At 60.5% G+C, this 17,221-nt stretch carries 17 protein-coding genes; 7 read left to right on the forward strand and 10 right to left on the reverse strand.

Features of this window, described 5'->3' with window-relative positions:
* Positions 1–54 precede the first annotated feature (54 nt).
* The 3 genes from dnaQ to ACMHYJ_RS10655 all read right to left on the reverse strand — a co-directional run bounded on the left by dnaQ (position 55) and on the right by ACMHYJ_RS10655 (position 2,177).
* On the reverse strand, positions 55–780 hold the full coding sequence (dnaQ, locus tag ACMHYJ_RS10645) for a DNA polymerase III subunit epsilon (protein ID WP_414246147.1): 726 nt from the start codon (positions 778–780) through the stop codon (positions 55–57).
* Between the two features lie 92 nt (positions 781–872).
* Positions 873–1,319: a ribonuclease HI gene (gene rnhA, locus ACMHYJ_RS10650; protein ID WP_414246148.1), complete on the reverse strand. Its 447-nt coding sequence runs from the start codon at positions 1,317–1,319 to the stop codon at positions 873–875.
* 108 nt (positions 1,320–1,427) lie between these two features.
* A complete protein-coding gene (locus ACMHYJ_RS10655) occupies positions 1,428–2,177 on the reverse strand; it encodes a class I SAM-dependent methyltransferase (protein ID WP_414246149.1) in 750 nt (249 codons plus the stop codon).
* A gap of 15 nt (positions 2,178–2,192) precedes the next feature.
* Here ACMHYJ_RS10655 and ACMHYJ_RS10660 point away from each other — a divergent pair, with 15 nt between their 5' ends.
* The 5 genes from ACMHYJ_RS10660 to ACMHYJ_RS10680 all read left to right on the forward strand — a co-directional run bounded on the left by ACMHYJ_RS10660 (position 2,193) and on the right by ACMHYJ_RS10680 (position 7,291).
* Positions 2,193–3,092: a hydroxyacylglutathione hydrolase gene (locus ACMHYJ_RS10660; protein WP_414246150.1), complete on the forward strand. Its 900-nt coding sequence runs from the start codon at positions 2,193–2,195 to the stop codon at positions 3,090–3,092.
* A 70-nt stretch (positions 3,093–3,162) separates the two neighbouring features.
* A complete protein-coding gene (locus ACMHYJ_RS10665; protein WP_414246151.1) occupies positions 3,163–4,737 on the forward strand; it encodes a transglycosylase SLT domain-containing protein in 1,575 nt (524 codons plus the stop codon).
* 172 nt (positions 4,738–4,909) lie between these two features.
* Positions 4,910–5,692: an enoyl-ACP reductase FabI gene (gene fabI / locus ACMHYJ_RS10670; RefSeq protein WP_414246152.1), complete on the forward strand. Its 783-nt coding sequence runs from the start codon at positions 4,910–4,912 to the stop codon at positions 5,690–5,692.
* Between the two features lie 27 nt (positions 5,693–5,719).
* Positions 5,720–6,193, forward strand: a complete 474-nt coding sequence (locus tag ACMHYJ_RS10675; RefSeq protein ID WP_414246153.1) for a DUF4262 domain-containing protein — start codon at positions 5,720–5,722, stop codon at positions 6,191–6,193.
* A gap of 99 nt (positions 6,194–6,292) precedes the next feature.
* The gene (locus tag ACMHYJ_RS10680; RefSeq protein WP_414246154.1) at positions 6,293–7,291 is read left to right on the forward strand and encodes a hypothetical protein; all 999 of its coding nucleotides are present in this window, start codon (positions 6,293–6,295) and stop codon (positions 7,289–7,291) included.
* On the opposite strand, the gene ACMHYJ_RS10685 is transcribed toward ACMHYJ_RS10680, so the two are convergent.
* The 3 genes from ACMHYJ_RS10685 to ACMHYJ_RS10695 all read right to left on the reverse strand — a co-directional run bounded on the left by ACMHYJ_RS10685 (position 7,288) and on the right by ACMHYJ_RS10695 (position 12,019).
* Positions 7,288–9,594 (reverse strand): hypothetical protein, encoded by a 2,307-nt coding sequence (locus tag ACMHYJ_RS10685; protein WP_414246155.1) that lies wholly within the window; start codon positions 9,592–9,594, stop codon positions 7,288–7,290. The genes ACMHYJ_RS10680 and ACMHYJ_RS10685 overlap by 4 nt on opposite strands.
* 12 nt (positions 9,595–9,606) lie before the next feature.
* Positions 9,607–10,590: a tyrosine-type recombinase/integrase gene (locus ACMHYJ_RS10690; protein WP_414246156.1), complete on the reverse strand. Its 984-nt coding sequence runs from the start codon at positions 10,588–10,590 to the stop codon at positions 9,607–9,609.
* A gap of 67 nt (positions 10,591–10,657) precedes the next feature.
* Positions 10,658–12,019, reverse strand: coding sequence for a hypothetical protein (locus ACMHYJ_RS10695; protein WP_414246157.1), 1,362 nt, complete (start codon positions 12,017–12,019; stop codon positions 10,658–10,660).
* Between the two features lie 329 nt (positions 12,020–12,348).
* On the opposite strand from ACMHYJ_RS10695, the gene ACMHYJ_RS10700 reads away from it, so the two are divergent.
* Positions 12,349–13,896 carry a class I SAM-dependent methyltransferase gene (locus ACMHYJ_RS10700; protein WP_414246158.1) on the forward strand — a complete coding sequence of 516 codons (1,548 nt, stop codon included), beginning with the start codon at positions 12,349–12,351 and terminating at the stop codon, positions 13,894–13,896.
* 233 nt (positions 13,897–14,129) lie between these two features.
* Here the strand turns inward: ACMHYJ_RS10700 and ACMHYJ_RS10705 are convergent, their stop codons facing one another.
* From ACMHYJ_RS10705 to ACMHYJ_RS10720, 4 genes are all read right to left on the reverse strand, one after another.
* On the reverse strand, positions 14,130–14,369 hold the full coding sequence (locus ACMHYJ_RS10705; RefSeq protein WP_414246159.1) for a DUF4351 domain-containing protein: 240 nt from the start codon (positions 14,367–14,369) through the stop codon (positions 14,130–14,132).
* Positions 14,366–15,313, reverse strand: a complete 948-nt coding sequence (locus tag ACMHYJ_RS10710) for a hypothetical protein (protein ID WP_414246160.1) — start codon at positions 15,311–15,313, stop codon at positions 14,366–14,368. The genes ACMHYJ_RS10705 and ACMHYJ_RS10710 overlap by 4 nt, the downstream gene beginning before the upstream one ends.
* Complete coding sequence (locus tag ACMHYJ_RS10715) at positions 15,285–15,566, reverse strand: hypothetical protein (RefSeq protein ID WP_414246161.1); 282 nt, start codon at positions 15,564–15,566, stop codon at positions 15,285–15,287. The genes ACMHYJ_RS10710 and ACMHYJ_RS10715 overlap by 29 nt, the downstream gene beginning before the upstream one ends.
* A 271-nt stretch (positions 15,567–15,837) precedes the next feature.
* Positions 15,838–16,035, reverse strand: coding sequence for a hypothetical protein (locus tag ACMHYJ_RS10720; RefSeq protein WP_414246162.1), 198 nt, complete (start codon positions 16,033–16,035; stop codon positions 15,838–15,840).
* Positions 16,036–16,123: 88 nt separating this feature from the next.
* On the opposite strand from ACMHYJ_RS10720, the gene ACMHYJ_RS10725 reads away from it, so the two are divergent.
* Positions 16,124–17,179, forward strand: a complete 1,056-nt coding sequence (locus tag ACMHYJ_RS10725) for an acyltransferase family protein (protein ID WP_414246163.1) — start codon at positions 16,124–16,126, stop codon at positions 17,177–17,179.
* The last annotated feature ends 42 nt before the right edge of the window (positions 17,180–17,221 follow it).

Here is a 17,221-nt window from a genome sequence, read left to right on the forward strand (position 1 = left end):
ATGCTGTTAGAATCAGCGCAAGAAACGCAAGACAGCCGACTGGAAAGATCGCCATTATACATGATTTTTTTCCCGCCATAGGCAGCGGCCCCCGACGGCTTTGTCCAGGCCGTCCAGGTAGGCTTCGTGGGCGGCCAGATCCGCCGCGCTGACCGGCGCCACGGGCAGGCTCGACGCGTCGAACCGCGCTGCGGTGCTGCCCAGCCGCACCGCGCCCGTCCGCTTGTCGGCATCGTCGTCGGTGTCGCCGCCCAGCAGGGAATTCTGGCCGCGCGTCATCGCCAGCCAGACTTCGCCCAGCAGCTCTGAATCCAGCAGCGCCCCGTGCAGCGTGCGGTGCGCGTTGGAAATCCCGAAACGGTCGCACAGCGCATCCAGGTTGTTGCGCTTGCCGGGGAACATTTCACGCGCCACCATCAACGAATCCGTGATCTGGGCGCATAAATCCGTAAACGGCGGCCGTTTGGCGCGTTTCAGTTCCGCATTCAGGAACTTCACGTCGAACGCCGCATTGTGGATGATGACCTCGGCATCGCGCACAAAATCCACCAGTTGCTGGGCCACGTCGGCAAAGCGCGGCTTGTCCGACAGGAATTCCGTCGTCAGCCCATGCACCTGCAGCGCCTCGGGGTCGCTGTCGCGATCCGGGTTCAGGTACAGGTGCAGATGCTGATCCGTGACCTGACGGTTCATGATTTCCACACAGGCCAGTTCCACCACGCGGTGGCCTTTTTCGGGCTCCAGCCCGGTGGTTTCAGTATCCAGAACGATTTGGCGCATGGCAGTCACTTTCAAAACAAAACAGGCGGAAATGGGTCGGGCGAGGGCAGGGGGCCTGGCGCAGCGGGCGGAACCGCGCTGCCTCGGTGTCTTTATTTCCCCATGAAGGCTTCGACCCCCTGGTTGGCCAGCGCGTCGGCGCGTTCGTTGCCCGGGTCGCCCGCATGCCCCTTGACCCAGCGCCAGTGTAGTTCATGCGCCGCGGCCAAGGCATCCAGGTCTTGCCATAAATCCGCGTTCTTGACGGGTTTCTTGTCCGCCGTGCGCCAGTTGCGCTGCTTCCAGTTGGGCAGCCATTGCGTCATGCCTTTTTGCACGTACACCGAATCCGTATGCACCGTGACCACGCAGCGGCGCTTCAAGGCCCGCAGCGCCTGGATCACCGCCATCAGTTCCATGCGGTTGTTGGTCGTCAGCGTTTCGCCGCCGTGCAAGGTTTTTTCGTGGGGCCCCTGGCGCAGCAACGCGCCCCAGCCGCCTGGCCCGGGGTTGCCCTTGCAGGCGCCGTCCGTCCAGATATCCACTACAGGTTCAGTCATTGAAAATCCTATCAAAACAAGTCAGGGTGGGCCGTGCCGCCGGCAGGCGGGCGGATTTTGCCAGACCGCCTGGCGGTGCCGATGAAAACAGCGGTTGGCGCGGGGCTTTTACCCGCCGGCCACGGGCACCGCCGCTGCGCGACGTACCCGGCGGCGCTTTGATTTGCGCCATGCCGGGCCCACCAGCCGCATGCCGCTGACCCGCTTGACGGCGGCGATGGCATACACCGCGCCCCCGGCGGGCCACCAGCGGTCGCCCGCATGTTCCATGAACTGCCAGCGCTGCAGCCACGCCGCTGTGGCGCACAGCGGGACGTAGCAGCCGAAACGGCCCCGATCCAGCTCGAAAGACAGCAGCTTGAACCAATCCTTCAACCGGGCGGGGGACACCTGCGACGGCACCGGCACCGGCAGTTGCAAGGCCAGCCCGGGCAGGGACTCGCGCAACCCCCACAGACTGTAGGGGTTGAACCCCGTCATGACCACCCGGCCTTCCGGCATCAGCACCCGCTCGACCTCGCGCAGCACGGCGTGCGGGTCGACGCACCATTCCAGCGTGTGCGGCATCACCATCAGATCGACGCTTTGCGTATCGAAGGGCAATTGTTCGGGTTCGCAGATCAGGCGGCCGGCACGCGTGCCATATGGCGCCTCCGGGCTGTGCGCCCAGGTTTTGTACGGAATGCGATTCGCCCGCAGCAAGTCCCAATGCGGCAGGCCGATTTGTATGGCATGATAGCCGAAGGCATTCCCGACCATCGCATCCACCTGGCGTTGTTCCCAGGCGCGCACGTATTGTCCCATCGGGGTGTCCAGCCATTCGGCCAGTGCTATAGGCATTGCGCGCTGCGGTGCCACCGTTGCTCCTTAACCATGAAACCACCCGTCCCCACCGCCATCCCGACCGCTTCCCTGACCCCCATCCCGGCGTTTTCCGATAACTACATCTGGATGGTACAAAAAAACGGCCATGCCGTGGTCGTGGACCCCGGCGATGCGGCCCCGGTGTTGGCGCATCTGCCTCCCGGCATTATCCTCGAAGCCATTCTCGTCACCCACCATCACCACGACCACGTCGGCGGCGTGCTGGCATTACACCAACAAACCGGCGCCCGCGTCTATGGCCCGCGCGATGAAAAAATCCCGCATTGCGACGTCCCTGTGTCGCAAGGGGATGCCTTCCACCTGCCCGGCAGCGGGCTGCGGTTCGACGTGCTGGATGTCCCGGGCCACACCGCCGGCCACGTGGCGTATGTCGGCCAACTGGACATCGCCGCCTCGGCCCACCCGGCGCTGGCGGCGGGCGTCGGCCAGCCGCCGGATGACGGTGTCGACGCGTCCGGCGCAGCGCATGCCGGTACCGCCGCCCAGCCCGTGGTTTTTTGCGGCGACACCTTGTTTGCCGCCGGCTGTGGCCGCCTGTTCGAAGGCACCCCTGCCCAAATGCTGCAATCCCTGGGTAAAATCAGCCATCTGCCGCCAGACACGCTGGTGTGTTGCGCGCACGAATACACGGCCGCCAATATCCGCTGGGCCCTGCAGGTAGACCCCGACAATGCCGCATTGCAGGCCCGCGCCCAGGATACCGCCCGGCTGCGGGCCCGGGGGCTGCCCACCGTGCCGTCGCGCCTGGGGCTGGAGCAGCAGACCAATCCATTCTTGCGCGCCGGCCACCCGGACATCCAGGCGGCCGTCCGCCGGCATGCCGGCGCCGCGCTGGATACCCCGCAGGCGGTGTTCGCCTGCCTGCGGCAGTGGAAAAACACCGCTTGATGGCGGCCCGTGTGTGCCTGGGGCTGTCTCCGCGCTACACGTTCGGCAAAATGATGAATAAAATCCACCCATGAAAATCCTGCGATACCTGCTGCCGTTGGCGCTGTCCGTCCTGGCGGGCTGTGCCACCGGGCCCAGCCCGTCATCCCGCGCCGACAGCCAGCCCTACGTGGCCGCCGATACCTCCCGCACGGTCGACCTGACCCATCCCCCACGCGATATGTGGGATCGCATCCGGCGCGGTTTCGCCATCCCCAACCTGCGCAGCGACAAGGTCGACCACTGGACGGATTATTACGCCAGCCATCCGCAATCCGTGCTCATCATGAGCCAACGCGCCGGCAAATACCTGTATTACATCGTCGACGAGCTCAACCGCCGGGGCCTGCCGACTGAACTTGCCCTGCTGCCATTCATCGAATCCGCTTATAACCCCAACGCGCTGTCGCGTTCGCAGGCGTCCGGCCTGTGGCAGTTCATCCCCAGCACCGGCCTGCACTACAACCTGCAGCAGGACTGGTGGCGCGACCAGCGCCGCGATCCCGTGGCCTCCACCCAGGCCGCGCTGGATTACCTCAGCTACCTGTATGATTTCCAGGGCGACTGGTACTTGGCCCTGGCGTCTTACAACTGGGGCGAAGGGGCGGTCAAGCGCGCCATGGACAAGGCCCAGAACAACGGCCTGGAACCCATCTACACCCAGTTGGCGATGCCGGACGAAACCAGCAACTACGTCCCCAAACTGCAGGCCATCAAAAACATCATCGCCCGGCCCGAAAAATACGGCATCACGCTGCCCGTGGTCAGCAATACCCCATATTTCACCACCGTGCATAAATCGCGCGACATGGACATCGCCGTGGCAGCCGCCCTGGCCGAAATGCCGCTGGAAGACTTCCAGGCGCTGAACCCCGCCTACAACCGCCCCATGATGCTGGCCGAACACCAGCCCGCCCTGCACCTGCCGCTGGACAAGGTCGACATCTTCAACGACAACCTGAAAGCCTATACCGGCCGGCTGTCTTCCTGGCAGGTGGTGCACCCCAAGCGCGGCCAGTCCCTGGCGGGTATCGCCAAGACCTACGGCATCACGCTGGATCAGCTGCGCCAGGCCAACAACCTGGGCCGCAAGCAAACCAAGGCGACCGCCGCCGCCTTGCTGATCCCCATGGACAACCTGCCCGCCGACAGCGGCTTCCGGCTGGCCTCGTATGGGTCGGCGGCGGCCGGCGACCGCCGCGTGGCCCCGGATGCCGCCAGCGATATCCGCATCGTCCAGGTCGCGCCGGGCGAGGCCGGGGACCGCCGCGTCATCCGCCGCGTCACGGCCGCCGCCCAGCCTGGCGGCGGCCGGGCCGGCAGCCCGCACCTGGTGCGCCGGGTCGTCATCCCCGGTCAGTCTGGCGGCGTTACGGCTACCGCCGCCGCGGCGCGGGTCGCCACCCCGCCCGCCCGCGTGGCACACCAGGCCGCCCCGTCCGGCGCCGCCCCTGTCCGCACCCACACCGTGCGCCGGGGCGATACCCTCTATGCCTTGGCAAAGCGCTATAACACCTCTGTGGATACCCTGCGTCAACTGAACAACCTCAAGGGCTCCGCCCTGTCCACCGGGAAACGCCTGCGCGTGCCCGGCGCCCAGGGCTAGTCGCCATGGCAGACCACCTTCGGCGCACATGCCGCCGCTGCACCGGCCCGGGCGCCTTGCGTCCGCAGGGCGGCGCGGGCCTACCGTTTGTGCGTGCCGTTCCCATAGCGGCAGGTATCCGGCCACGAAAACAAACCAAAAATCGCTAAATTACATATAAAGGACACTTATCATGGGCTTTCTCTCCGGTAAACGCATTCTGATCACGGGCGTCCTGTCCAATCGCTCCATCGCCTATGGCATTGCGCATGCCTGCCGCGCCCAGGGGGCCGACATCGCCCTGACCTACGTGGGCGAACGCTTTGAATCCCGCGTGCGCGGCTTTGCCCAAGACCTCGGCAGCGACATCGTCATCCCCTGCGACGTCAGCGACGATGCCCAGATCAGCACCGCCATCGACGCCCTGGGCCAGCACTGGGACGGCCTGGACGGCCTGGTGCATTCCATCGGTTTCGCCCCACGCGACGCCCTGGAAGGCGACTTTCTGGACGGCATGACGCGTGAAAATTTCCGCGTGGCGCACGATATTTCCGCCTACAGCTTTCCCGCCCTGGCCAAGGCCGCTTTGCCCCTGCTGCAGGGCCGCCAGGGCTCGGTGCTGACGCTGACCTACCTGGGGGCTGAAAAAGCCATCCCCAACTACAACATGATGGGCTTGGCCAAGGCCTCCCTGGAGGCCAGTGTGCGCTACCTGGCCAAGTCCCTGGGCAAGCAAGGTCTGCGCGCCAATGGCATTTCCGCCGGCCCCATCAAGACCCTGGCCGCCAGCGGCATCCGGGACTTCTCCAACATGCTCAAATTCGTCGAGGCCCAATCCCCCCTGGGCCGCAACGTCACCATCGAAGACGTCGGCAACGCCGCCGCCTTCCTGTTGTCCGACCTGGCCGCCGGCGTCACCGGCGAAATCCTGCATGTGGATTGCGGGTTTTCCAATACCGTCCCCGGCATGGGCTGACCCCCCCCCAAGAGGCTCGCTATGCCCATGACCGAATCCGAACGTAACCGCCAGAAACTGCAAGGGTTTCTGGAAGACAAGCTGAAATGGCACGAATACACCCATCTGGTGGTGGCCGATGACGATATGCCGAAGGCCGAATGGTTCATCCACACCATCGGCCTGGCCCGCTCCTCGTTGCCGGAACTCATCCTGACCGGGGCGCTGGATCACAGCCTGGCCATGGATGTGATCGGTGATGTCGTGGCTTATCTCAAGGCCCGGGGCGATACGCCAAGCGGGCCGATCGACGCGCCGGGTGACGCCGTGCGCCTCCCTGTGCGCCTCGTGGATGCCACCACGCCCTTCGTGCTGGCCCAGCGCGTCGCCCAGGCCAGCAGCCGCTTTGGCGCGCACATCCGCGTCCTGCAAATCCTGTGGGCCGACGAAAACGGCCTGTTTCCAGACGACCCTGCCTACGATCAGGCCGCCCATCCGCAGCAGTGGCTGGCGGAGGGGTGAAACGCCGTGTATGCCATCCGATGCTTATTCTGCAATAGATGTGCATCGCTTGGCGGTCGCCCAGCGCGGTTGGTCGATTTAATTTGATAACTAGGAATTATGGTGCCCCTATCGCTCCCCAAAACCATAGTGCTGTGCTATGAAGACAGGCACGACTGGACGCAGGCATCAACGCTGCCCCTGGCAGCCGAGGCAGCCCGCTGTCTCGCCCCCAAGGCCGATATCGAGCTGGCCGCCAGGCTGGTGTCGGCCAATGGGATGGAAGCTGTTCACCTGCCTCTGATGTCGGTTTCCCAGAAAGAAATCGTTTCGACTCTCAAGCGCCATCCCATGTCGATGCTATGGAATGTCACGGATGGGCTGACTGTCTTCTGCGGATCATTGATCCCCTCATTCGGTAAAATCCTGAAAATCCCGACATTCGGATCAAGCACGTATGTCCAGGGTCTCTGCCAGAACAAGCATCACTGGCGGGCGGTGCTGGAAACGAATGGAATACGCTGTCTGCCCGGGGCCGTAGTCCGGCAGGGAGCGCAGGATGAGCGCCACCGGATTGAGCAACTCGCGCCGCCTCTTTTCGTCAAAGTAGCCACCTATGGAAACAATGCCGGCTTTGCAGTGGCAAGCCCGATTGCGGTGTCTCATCAAGAGGCCTTCGCCAAAGCCCGTCATTTGCTCGATGGCGGCTTGGGGCCCGTTCTGGTGGAAGAATATGCGGCAGGCCGGGAATATTCTGTCTGGTGTTTTGAAACCCAGGCATGGAATACGGTCGTGTACGAAAAGGTCATGGATACCCCTTACCTGACCACAGCGGCCAAGGACAGAAGCCCGCATGCGGGGTGCTACCATTTAAGACAGTGCGAAGCCGCGCATATTTCAGCGCTCGCACTGCAGGTAGTGGCGGCGCTGGGGATTCGGGATTATGTCCGCCTGGATATCCGCGAATCCGAAGAAGGAGTGCCTTATCCCATTGACGTCAACACAGGGGCCTTTCTTGTGGGGAGAAGTTTCGAGCTGGCATGCACAGCCTTGAAGGGAAGCCCTCAGGCGATGTTTTCCGCCCTGGTGCGGCAAAGCTGGCGCCGCCAGACAAGCTAATGGCAAGTGGATTGCAGGGAAACCACTTCGTCTTGAGAGATCACGTGAAACGGATAGTCGTAAAAGCTGAGTGTCATGAGATTGGGCAGAAATCTTGTGTATAACCACGCAGCCTTGTCATAATCCTTTTTCTCAAGGCCTATGGCCTGATCACGCCGCGTGATGGCGGCTTTGATGGCCGAATGCCGCGCTTCCCTTTCTGCCAACCGGCGCGCGAATTGCAAAGGAACGACCCGTTCGATTTTTTCGTGGGCGGTGGTAAACCTGCCCAATTTCAAGTAAACCAATGCCATGTTTTCATAAAGACAATTATGCAGCAGGCGATCCCCAAGCGGGATCGGAGATGCCATCAGTATTTTTCCGGCTTCCTCCAGCGCATTTTTTGCTTTTTCATGATTGCCGACAAGCATGAAGCAACAGCCTAGATTATTCAGCATCCCAAAACGATCATACTGCTCTCGACAGAGGCACTGCGCATCCACCAGCCGCTCGATGGCCTGATCAATTTCACCGCGCGCAACATCCGCGACGGCAAGACACACAGCGGAATACGTGACAGAGACCGGATTGTCGCGTTGAAAAATTTCCTGGGCTGCTTGCAGACGTCCGACGCCCTCCACCCCATCGGAAATCAGCATTTCCTGTACGCCAAGGTTGTGGGCAAGACGCGCCTGGCCAACCCCTGTCGCCGCAGGCTGGGCCAAGTGATCCCGCATTCTTTCGATGGCCAGTTCTGGCGGTGAAACCAACTTGGCATTGAGCCGTGCCAATTCCTCGGAAAGATCGGCAAACCCGAATCTGGCCGCCCGGGCGACGGCATCCTCGAAAAAAACCCAGGCCTGTTCCTTGTGGTCGAGCTTGATGTCATTGGCAATTTTTATCGCCAGCGCAACCACAGCGGAACGGGGGTCGAGATCGGACAGACAGCCGTCGATCAGGGCATTGGATGTCTCGGCATCATTGCATTGGTGCAATGCCATGGCCCGCAAAACCACGGTTCGCGGATCGCCGGACAATAATTCCTCGGCGGCATCCAGCTTGGCCACCGCCACATCCGATCGCATGAGTTGATTAAGCGCCTGGATTTCCACCATTTTGACAATGCGCTCCTGGCGAACGGACAATTTCCCCTTACTCAGCAAAGCGTCGGCAAAGTGAAAGATTTCCGCCGCATTCTGGTTACGGTATGCGTTAACCAGACCACGCAGTCCATGAAATGTCACGGCATCCTCGTTATTCAGTTTTTGCGCAACCCGGACGACCGAAAGAGAATGCTCAATCGACTGATCAGACAAAGACTCAAGGTGAGTCAGGGTTTTAAGAAGAATTTTCCGATCCATGTGTGCACTTGGGTTTCGGCGCACCACAAGGCGGAAGGAGGGATGGCAGAACATTATTCCGGCCTCGTTTTCCTTGCATATGTTCGATCTTAAAAGACGCATGAAGACGGATTCGAAATCGCTTTTTTCATAAACCTTAGAAAAATATGACACGGGACACGGTTCTTCGAGACTGCTCAGGATATACGCCATTTCCCAGCAGCTCTGATCCAATTCTTTCAGCTTTTTATCGACCCAGCTTAGATTGAATTCGTCTGCATCCACGGATGCCTGGTATTCAACGGCAAGCGGCAGACCATGGGTGCGCTTGAAAAGATCGGGCGGGGGTTCGGCATGATGCAAGAAACGGTGAAATTCCAGGGTTTTTTCCCTGTCGAACTCGGATAGCTCGAAGATTCCCCGGTGTATCTGCGCCTTGGATATATGCCTGATTTCATGGCTTATTTTTTCCAAAGTCCCGACCTCAAAGATGATTCTTATATTTTGGCTGGCCAGATTGCCCAGTGCGCACAGCACCTGGATATCGGCGGGGTCTCGGCAAAGTTCGATGTTTTCTATGCACAAGGCGCGGTAGCCGGCCTGAAACAGGCATTTGAAAAGTGATTCGCAATAATTTTCATCAATTGCGCCTGGAACAACTTTAAAATAAGCCCCAAGCAAAGAGGGGATTCCAAGCCCAATCTTATCAATCCCGACTCTGAGATTTCTTTCCAGAGAAAACGGGTTGTTTCGTTTTTTCAGATCGACAAGAAAAGAGGATAAGGATGTGTTTTGATTCGGATTTTTTGGTTTGAACGAGAAAAAGATTGTGTTCAGCGATGCCTCGTTGAGGCATTTTTTCACCAGCACACTCTTTCCGACCCCAGAGTTCCCGAGCACAGTGACAGGGCGATACGGATTTTCTCTGAGAATCCGCAGTATCTCTTTTGTTTCCAATTCCCGGTCGAACAGTTCTCGGCCCATAATTCCTAGTTATCATTCCCTCCCCCGCTCGATTCGTGACAAGGCTTTGCGCAGTCCTTGATCCGTGACCTGTGTGTAAATTTCCGTTGTTGAGATGCTGTGGTGGCCGAGCAGCTTCTGGACATAGCGGATGTCCAGCCCATCTTCCAGCCATTGCGTGGCGCAGGTGTGCCGCAGCATGTGGGGCGTGATGTGGGTTTCGATGCCGGCGCGTGTGGTGATTCGGCGCAGCGCCTTGCGCACCAGGGGGGGCGTCATGACCCGCCCGGTTTGGGTAATGAACAGCCGTTCGGTGTTGGCGGCGCATTGCCGGCGCTTGGACAAATAGTTTTGGAGGCTGTCGTAAGCGGCCATGGAAATCAGGTAGGCAAAGCGTTGACGATTGCCTTTGCCGTGGATGCTGATCCGGCTGTCGATGAGCGAAACGTCGTTGATTTGGATGCTGGCAAGTTCGCCGACGCGTATGCCTGTTTCAAGCAGCAGGCATACCGCCGTTTTTTCGCAGAGGGCGTCATAATCCTCGTGCCCCTTGAGCGCGATGGCTTTTCTGAGCCGGGACGCGTCGCCCCGGCCCATCGCCCGTGGCAGGTTTTTTGGCAGGCGGATGCGTTCATTCAGCGTGTCGAATGGGTTGTCGCCCAGCATGCCTTCCTGTCTGGCCCACCGGAACAGCAGCTTCAGGCTGGCGATCCGGCGCTTGATGGTGCTTTCTTTCAGCGCCCTGTGCGTGCGCAGGTGCAAAATATACTGGCGCAGATTTTCCTTGCCGATGGCCGCCAGCGTGCTTTGGCCGCCAAAAAAACCCTGGAAATCATTCAGATCGCCGGCGTATGCGCGCAGTGTGTGCGAGGAAAGGTTGATGGCTGATTGGCAATGGCAAAGGAATTGTTCATGGGCTTGGTACAGCGTCGTCATGCGGGTCTCCCAAGGGGCTTCGATGTGCATGCGCGACGCCGCCCTGGCGATGACCCGGATGGCCTCCGTGAACCGATTCACGTGATCTCTGGCCCTCGGTTGAAAGCCGGGAGCCGGCTGCCGCGTTACCCGAAACCGCCACCCGGCATCAAGGATGCGGCCTGCCGTGCCAGACAAGAGAATGCAGCGCCCAGGCGGTATCGGGGTTGATGACCTCGCCGTGGCCCGTGATCTGTCCGGAGCCCGAGCCGTCCAACCCATAGATTTTGGTGTGGGGCTCTAGCCGGTATGGCTTGGCGGCGGTTTGCAAGGGGATCAGCCGTTCGCCCGATTGGCGCGGGCCATAGCCGCCCAGGGCGGCATAGCGGTTTGGCTGTTCGTTGAGCAGCCATTGGATGTCGACTTCTCCCACATCGGCATTGCGGATCAGGCCCCAGTGAAAGAACCGGTACAGCGCGCTGTCTTGCGAACTGAACGTTGAAAAGATGGGGGCCTCGACCCGATCCGGCAGGCCGTAGTAGCCGCCTGTCCCGCTTTTTCCCGGCAGGCGGTCGGCAAAGGCCAGATGAGAGATGGCGGGTTGCAGCAACAGGGCGGAATGGACTTTCCTGGATTTTGGATCGGTGTTGCCCAGCGCCGACAGCATGACCTTGGTGCCGTAGGAGTGGCCGATCAGATGGATTTTGGCCTGGCTGTGGTCAAGCAGCTGTTGCAGGACGGTGCTGACGCCGACGCGGCCGATCACCCCCGCCCGGTCTTTCATGGGGGCGAAGGTCAGCAGGCGGGCGATGCTTCGAAGGGGCGCCAGTGGCTTGAAGATCTTGCCTTGTATCTGCGCGTTCATGAGGTACGGGCCCTGGTTGCCGCCCCCGCCCCCGATGTCGATGCCGGTGGCTTGCGCCCAGCTGTCCAGCAATACCTGGGGGTTGACGTCCCCTCCGGCATGATCGCGTTCCCCCAGGGTGTCGGACATCCCTTTTGCCAAGAGTTCGGCCAGCTGCCGGGCCTCGTCGTGGCCGAAATCGGGTGCCCGCACAAGCGCATAGAAGAGCTCTCGGTCTCGGTCATCCAGGCTTTCGGCGATTTCTTCAAGATCGCTCAGGAACTGATCTTCGGCGTAGTCGGCGTCCATGTCCTGAGCCGCCATGTCTTGGAGCGTCATGTTGGTTGGGCCGCGCTCTGAGGCGCCGAAAGCAAGGGCGGCGCTGGGCCAGAACACGCCCACCATCATGGGCTTGTATCCCTTGGGCGTGGTCAAGTGGTGCTGTTGTCTCAGCTTTGAATATTCTTCAAAAAAAGACTCGTACCGTTTGGTTGCCCAGGACCAGTCGTTGTTCCATCCGTGTGCGAAGAAGAAAATATCGGAGGCTGTCCTGGCCTTGTCGATGATTTCGGCGATGGCATTCGATGCGTCGGATTTGCCCTGTTTGTCGAAGCGGACGATATAAAACGGCACGCTGATGCCATCGTGCGTGGTAAGAGTCTTGTATGGACCAGGCTGCGGGCGCATGGCGCATCTCCTGCCGTCTAACAAGCGGATTTTTGTGCCAAGTTGGCATGTTCGGCAAAGAACCGCAATATAGGGGAAACCCTTCTTGGCCGGCCGGGCAGGGCGTTGCCCGGGATGCCCTTGAAAAATCAGCCCGGCCTCGCCGCGACAGGGCGCGCAGTGGCCGGTTTTCTGGTTTTTCTTCAATTCCTTGCGCGGCGGCCCGCGGCGCGCCATTTTCGCGCCGCTCTTTTGCGTTGGATCGCCAAAACGCCTGAGATTTCCCCAATTTTTCCAGGATTTGCTTTAAAGTAGGCATCCATTTTCCACCTGACACAAAGTGAATCGACATGGGCGTATCCTGGAGCCAAGGCTACTTTACCGACGTAGGCTATACCTACGGCTATTACCGCGACATCAGTCCGGCATTCCAGCGGTTCTGCCTGCTGCTGCGCGGGTTCGATGCCCTGCAAGCCACGCCGGATGCCGTGCATTGCGAACTGGGTTTCGGCCAGGGTATATCGGTCAATATCCATGCGGCGGCCACGCCGGGACACTATGTCGGCACCGATTTCAACCCGGCGCAGGCCGCCCATGCCAACCAGCTGGCCCGGGCGTCCGGCAGCGGGGCGCGGCTGTATGACGACAGCTTCGAACAGCTGCTGGCTCGGCCTGATCTGCCCCAGTTCGATTCCATCAGCCTGCATGGCATCTGGACGTGGGTCAGCCGCGACAATCACAAAGTCGTCGCGGAATTTGCCCGCCGACACCTGAAGCCCGGCGGCGTGTTCTATGTCAGCTACAACTGTTTTCCGGGCTGGTCGCCCGCGTATCCCTTGCGACAGATATTCGCCCTGCACGACCGTTTTGCCAGCACCCACCCCGGCGCGGTAGAGCGGGTGGAACAAGCCCTGAAATTTTCTGAAAACCTGTTGGCGGCCAAGCCGGCCTATCTGCGGCAGGTGCCCGGCCTGGAAGACAAGCTGAAAGCCATTGCCGGGCAAAATCGCCATTACCTGGCCCATGAGTATTTCAATCAGGAATGGAACTGCATGTATTTCACCGACGTGGTGGATGCGCTGGAATCCGCCAAGCTGGATTACGCCGGCACGGCGGTGCCGCTGGATGTGGTGGATGCCATCAACCTGACCGCGCCGGCCCGGTCGTTTCTGGGCACCATCGAGCACCCCATCCTGCGTGAGCAGACGCGGGATTACTTCGTGGGCCAGCAATTCCGCAAAGACCTGTACATGCGCGGCGCGCGGCGTCTGACGCCTGTAGAGCAGCGCCAGCTGCTGCTGGAAATGCGCTTTGCCCTGCTCAAAGCGGCGGACGCGGTTACTTACAAGGTGACCACCCCCCTGGGCGAAGCCACGATGCAAGAGGCCCTGTACGCTCCGCTGGTTGCGGCGCTGGCCGACAAACAATACAGCCCCAAGACCCTGGCCGAGCTTGCGGCCCAGGCGCCGGCGCTGACGTGGCCGCAGCTGATCGAAGCCCTGACCGTGCTGGTGGGGATGGGGGCGGCGACGCCCTGCCAGACCGAGGCCGCCGCCAAACAGGTTCACAAGCGCTGTAGCGCGCTGAATCAATACCTGATTGGCCGCGCCCAGTTGGGCAATGACATCCAGGCTCTGGCCAGTCCGGTGGTTGGGGGCGGCGTGGCGGTCAGCCGCTTCTGCCAGCTGTTTTTGCTGGCGCGCCAAGGCGGCCACAAACAGGCCTCCGATTGGGCCCAGTTTGCCTGGAAAGTTCTGCAGGCCCAGGGCCAGCGGCTGTTGCTCGAAGGCAAGACAATCGAAAGCCCCGAGGACAACCTGGCTGAACTGACCCGTCAGGCGCAGGAATTTCACGATAAGCAGCTGCCGATTCTGCGGGCCTTGCAGGTGGCGGGATAACCGTTTAGGCGCGACTCATCGCGCCTAAACGTTTGTTTTATTTGAGCACATCTTCCATCGTTCGTGCATCCAGGATATTTAGCGGCCAGGTTTCCCATGATGGCCTTCCGATTGCGTTCAGAAGGAAACATGATGGGGGCTTGAATTCCGGTTGTGGGGGCGCTTGGGACGGTTTTGTTACATCGTGGGCCAGAGAAAGCCGACTACCATGGGCTTGCAGCCCTCGGGGGCCGTTAACACCCTTTGAACACATCCTCCAAGACCTGGGCATCCAGAATATTCAATGACCAGACTTCCAACTGGGCGTTGGTGGCCGAACGGACTTTTTCATGGATGTCAGCGGCTTGTTCGCCAAAGCGGCGTTCGATCTGGCGCAGTAACAGATTGGCCTGGCCTTGCTCGATGCCCTGCTCAATCCCCATCTTCAGCCCCTGCTGGGTATACACCCGCTCGGCAATCGTCACGTAGCTCATTTCATGCTCCTGTTCCAGCTGCCGGGCAGCCTGCAAGTAATCAGTTTCCAGATCGGTGGGCAGGCGCACCACCCATTCCACCAGGCGCACCAGTTGACCAATTCGATCCCGGTCGTAGCCATAGCCGTACAAGCGTCGCACCAAATCGACCAAAGGCCGCAACCGCGTGGCCTTGTCCGGGTGGCGGGACGCCTGGATCGATTCCGATCGTAGCCATAGCCGTACAAGCGTCGCACCAAATCGATCAAGGGCCGCAACCGCGTGGCCTTGTCCGGGTGGCAGGACGCCTGGATTTGCGCCATCACAAACACCGCGAACGGGTTGTGCGGGGCCAGGGCGTCCAAGTCGTCCAGCCGATTGGCCCATTGCCTTAATTCTACAACCGGAAAGACGAATTCGGTCTTTTGCGACAGGTACTTATCCCGGTGGGCCAGCTGCGTGACCGGCGCCTGCCCAGCGCCGGGCTGGTCGATCAGTATGCCCAGACTGTAGATGGGCGGCGGAGCTGCCAGACCCTGCCGGCGCATTTCACGGATCTGCAGCAGCGTGTGGTACTGGAAGACGCGCCAGGAAAACGCCCGAAAATCCGCCTCGGTGGCCAGCCGTCCCTGGACTTCCAGATGCACCTGCAAGTACGCGGGATGCCCGGACAATAGCCGTACCTTGACCAGCTTGTCCACCATTTTGCGGCCCTTGGATGGAACCGCCGCATGTCGGATAGCCTGCAATTCCTTGTCCAGAAACTCAATCGGGGCGCACCAATCGACCAGCGCGTATAAGTCCGGGGCCAGCAGCTGGATGGCCTGCGGGAAGAACAATTCCAGCGCCTCTTTCCAGGGACTGTCGTAGTCGTTGCGGGCCTGGGCGTCTGGCTCCGGCGAGTCGGGGGGTGTGGCGTGATCAACCGAGGCGGGGTCATGCTGCCGCAGCGGCGATGATGACAAAGACGATGGTGATGGCGACGGCGGTGGTGATGGCGACAACGATGCCGACAACGATGCCGACGACGATGCCGACGACGATGCCGACGACGACGGCAATGGTGATGGTGATGGCGGCACCGATGGCGACACCGATGACGACGCCAACGCCGGTGCCGATAGCAATGGCGAGGTCGATGACAGCGACGACGAAGACGACGAGCCAGACGGCGGCTGGGCCGAACGCGGACGGCGGGAAGACATGGCGGGCATCCAAAACAGGGTGCAGCCATTGTGGGTGCCGGCCCGGAAAACCACTATCCCGGAAAAATCCTGACAGCTAAAAATGTCATGGATTGTCGTGCTGGTATGCGTGTTACGACCTTCCCCTTGAGCGAATGGCTTACTCCTTGACCGAATGACCCTCCCCCTGAACGAATGACATCCAGGCAAGAATCAAAATCTGTTAAAGCCGGAGTATTGCCCCGGTTGAGTCTTGTTATTAAGATTCAACCCGGCCGCGCATTAGGCAATCGCGGTGACGCACCTTACTCCTTGAACACGTCATCCACCTGGGCATCGACAAAATCTGGCGCTTTCAGTCCTTGACCGCGCCACCCAAGGCCTGGGCATCCAGGATATTTAGCAATCAGACGTTCAATTCCGCTGCCTGTGCCGTGCGGATGCGTTGACCATGAACGGCGCGCCGATTCCCTTTGTGCTTTTTCCCATAAAATAGCGCCCATGCGCTGCTCTGTACCCACCAAACCCAAGAAGGAATGCCGTCCGTGTCAGTCGTCATCGCCGTTGTCATCCCTTGCTGTCGCGTGACGCATGCGGGGTAGTGCATTGGATGCGCCGCGTTCGCGGGCGGGTTCCGGCATGCCGGGGGTCATTGATCTGCAGCAGGCCCGCCTGGGCGGCTTGCAAAGCCTGCGGGCCATTGCCGCCTTTGGCGTCGTGTTGCAGCATGCGATTTATTATGCCTGCCAGGCGCTGGGCCTGGATTATATGCAATACCTGCGGATTGGCTTCGGCGGGATGGGCGTCAATCTGTTTTTCACGATTTCCGGGCTGGTCATGGCCGGCTGCCTTTACCAGGGAAACCAGTTTTTCTGGAACCGGCTTCAGCGCATTTACCCCGGTTATTGGCTGACGATCGCGGTATCGGCTGTGCTGCTGGCCAATCCCGTTCATCAATGGTCGTTCAGCTGGCCCAGTTTTTTTCTGGCCCCTGCCGATCTCAATAACAGCTATCGTATCCCGTATTGGACGCTGGCCTACGAACTGGGGTTTTATTTCCTGGTGGCCTGCGTGATCGCCCTGCGCTGTTCGGTGCGGACGATGACCCGGTTGTGTGTCACATGGCTGCTGTTGATCGTGGTGGTGTCGCGGTATACCGAGGTGTCCGTCGTGGCGCCCGGGCTGTGGCTCTGGCTGTCGCCCTATAATATCTTCTTTATTGCTGGCTTCTTGCTGGGCCTGCACTATCAGGCGGTTCGCAGCCTGCCTTCGGTGCCCTTGGCGCTGGCCGCGGTCGTGCTGTGCGCCTTGGGCGAGATCCTTTATACGATTTCATCCGCAGGGGCATGGATGCTGTATGCCATGGGGCTTTGCGCGGTTTTGCTGCTGGGGGTGCGCCATTTGCACGTGCCCTGGCTGGAGCGCGTGGGGGATGCCTCTTATGGCATTTACCTGGTGCATGCCCCGATCATTGTCTTGTTCATTGATGCGGCGCAAGGCTGGCTGCCCGGGTTTTATGCGCTGATGCTGGCGTCCCTGGTGTTCTCGATGCTGGCCGCCACCGCCTATGGTCTGGGGGAATTCAAGTTATACAGCCTTCTCAAGAAAAAGACCCGATCCCTGGCGGCCCTTCGCGGCCGTGAGTAAGTAGCGAATCAAGCCGCCGTATAGCTAATACAAGCCACCGTA

The sequence above is a fragment of the Castellaniella hirudinis genome (genome assembly GCF_047468865.1).
Classification (GTDB): domain Bacteria; phylum Pseudomonadota; class Gammaproteobacteria; order Burkholderiales; family Burkholderiaceae_B; genus Castellaniella; species Castellaniella hirudinis_A.

Excerpts from the sequence above, each read along its gene's own strand:
- ACMHYJ_RS10660 (WP_414246150.1), top strand. The coding sequence starts at position 2,193 with ATGAAACCACCCGTCCCCACCGCCATCCCGACCGCTTCCCTGACCCCC.
- ACMHYJ_RS10720 (WP_414246162.1), bottom strand. The coding sequence starts at position 16,035 with ATGGGCGCTATTTTATGGGAAAAAGCACAAAGGGAATCGGCGCGCCGT.
- ACMHYJ_RS10675 (WP_414246153.1), top strand. The coding sequence starts at position 5,720 with ATGACCGAATCCGAACGTAACCGCCAGAAACTGCAAGGGTTTCTGGAA.
- fabI (WP_414246152.1), top strand. The coding sequence starts at position 4,910 with ATGGGCTTTCTCTCCGGTAAACGCATTCTGATCACGGGCGTCCTGTCC.
- ACMHYJ_RS10665 (WP_414246151.1), top strand. The coding sequence starts at position 3,163 with ATGAAAATCCTGCGATACCTGCTGCCGTTGGCGCTGTCCGTCCTGGCG.
- ACMHYJ_RS10685 (WP_414246155.1), bottom strand. The coding sequence starts at position 9,594 with ATGGGCCGAGAACTGTTCGACCGGGAATTGGAAACAAAAGAGATACTG.
- ACMHYJ_RS10705 (WP_414246159.1), bottom strand. The coding sequence starts at position 14,369 with ATGAGCTACGTGACGATTGCCGAGCGGGTGTATACCCAGCAGGGGCTG.
- rnhA (WP_414246148.1), bottom strand. The coding sequence starts at position 1,319 with ATGACTGAACCTGTAGTGGATATCTGGACGGACGGCGCCTGCAAGGGC.
- dnaQ (WP_414246147.1), bottom strand. The coding sequence starts at position 780 with ATGCGCCAAATCGTTCTGGATACTGAAACCACCGGGCTGGAGCCCGAA.
- ACMHYJ_RS10725 (WP_414246163.1), top strand. The coding sequence starts at position 16,124 with ATGCGGGGTAGTGCATTGGATGCGCCGCGTTCGCGGGCGGGTTCCGGC.
- ACMHYJ_RS10695 (WP_414246157.1), bottom strand. The coding sequence starts at position 12,019 with ATGCGCCCGCAGCCTGGTCCATACAAGACTCTTACCACGCACGATGGC.
- ACMHYJ_RS10680 (WP_414246154.1), top strand. The coding sequence starts at position 6,293 with ATGGTGCCCCTATCGCTCCCCAAAACCATAGTGCTGTGCTATGAAGAC.
- ACMHYJ_RS10700 (WP_414246158.1), top strand. The coding sequence starts at position 12,349 with ATGGGCGTATCCTGGAGCCAAGGCTACTTTACCGACGTAGGCTATACC.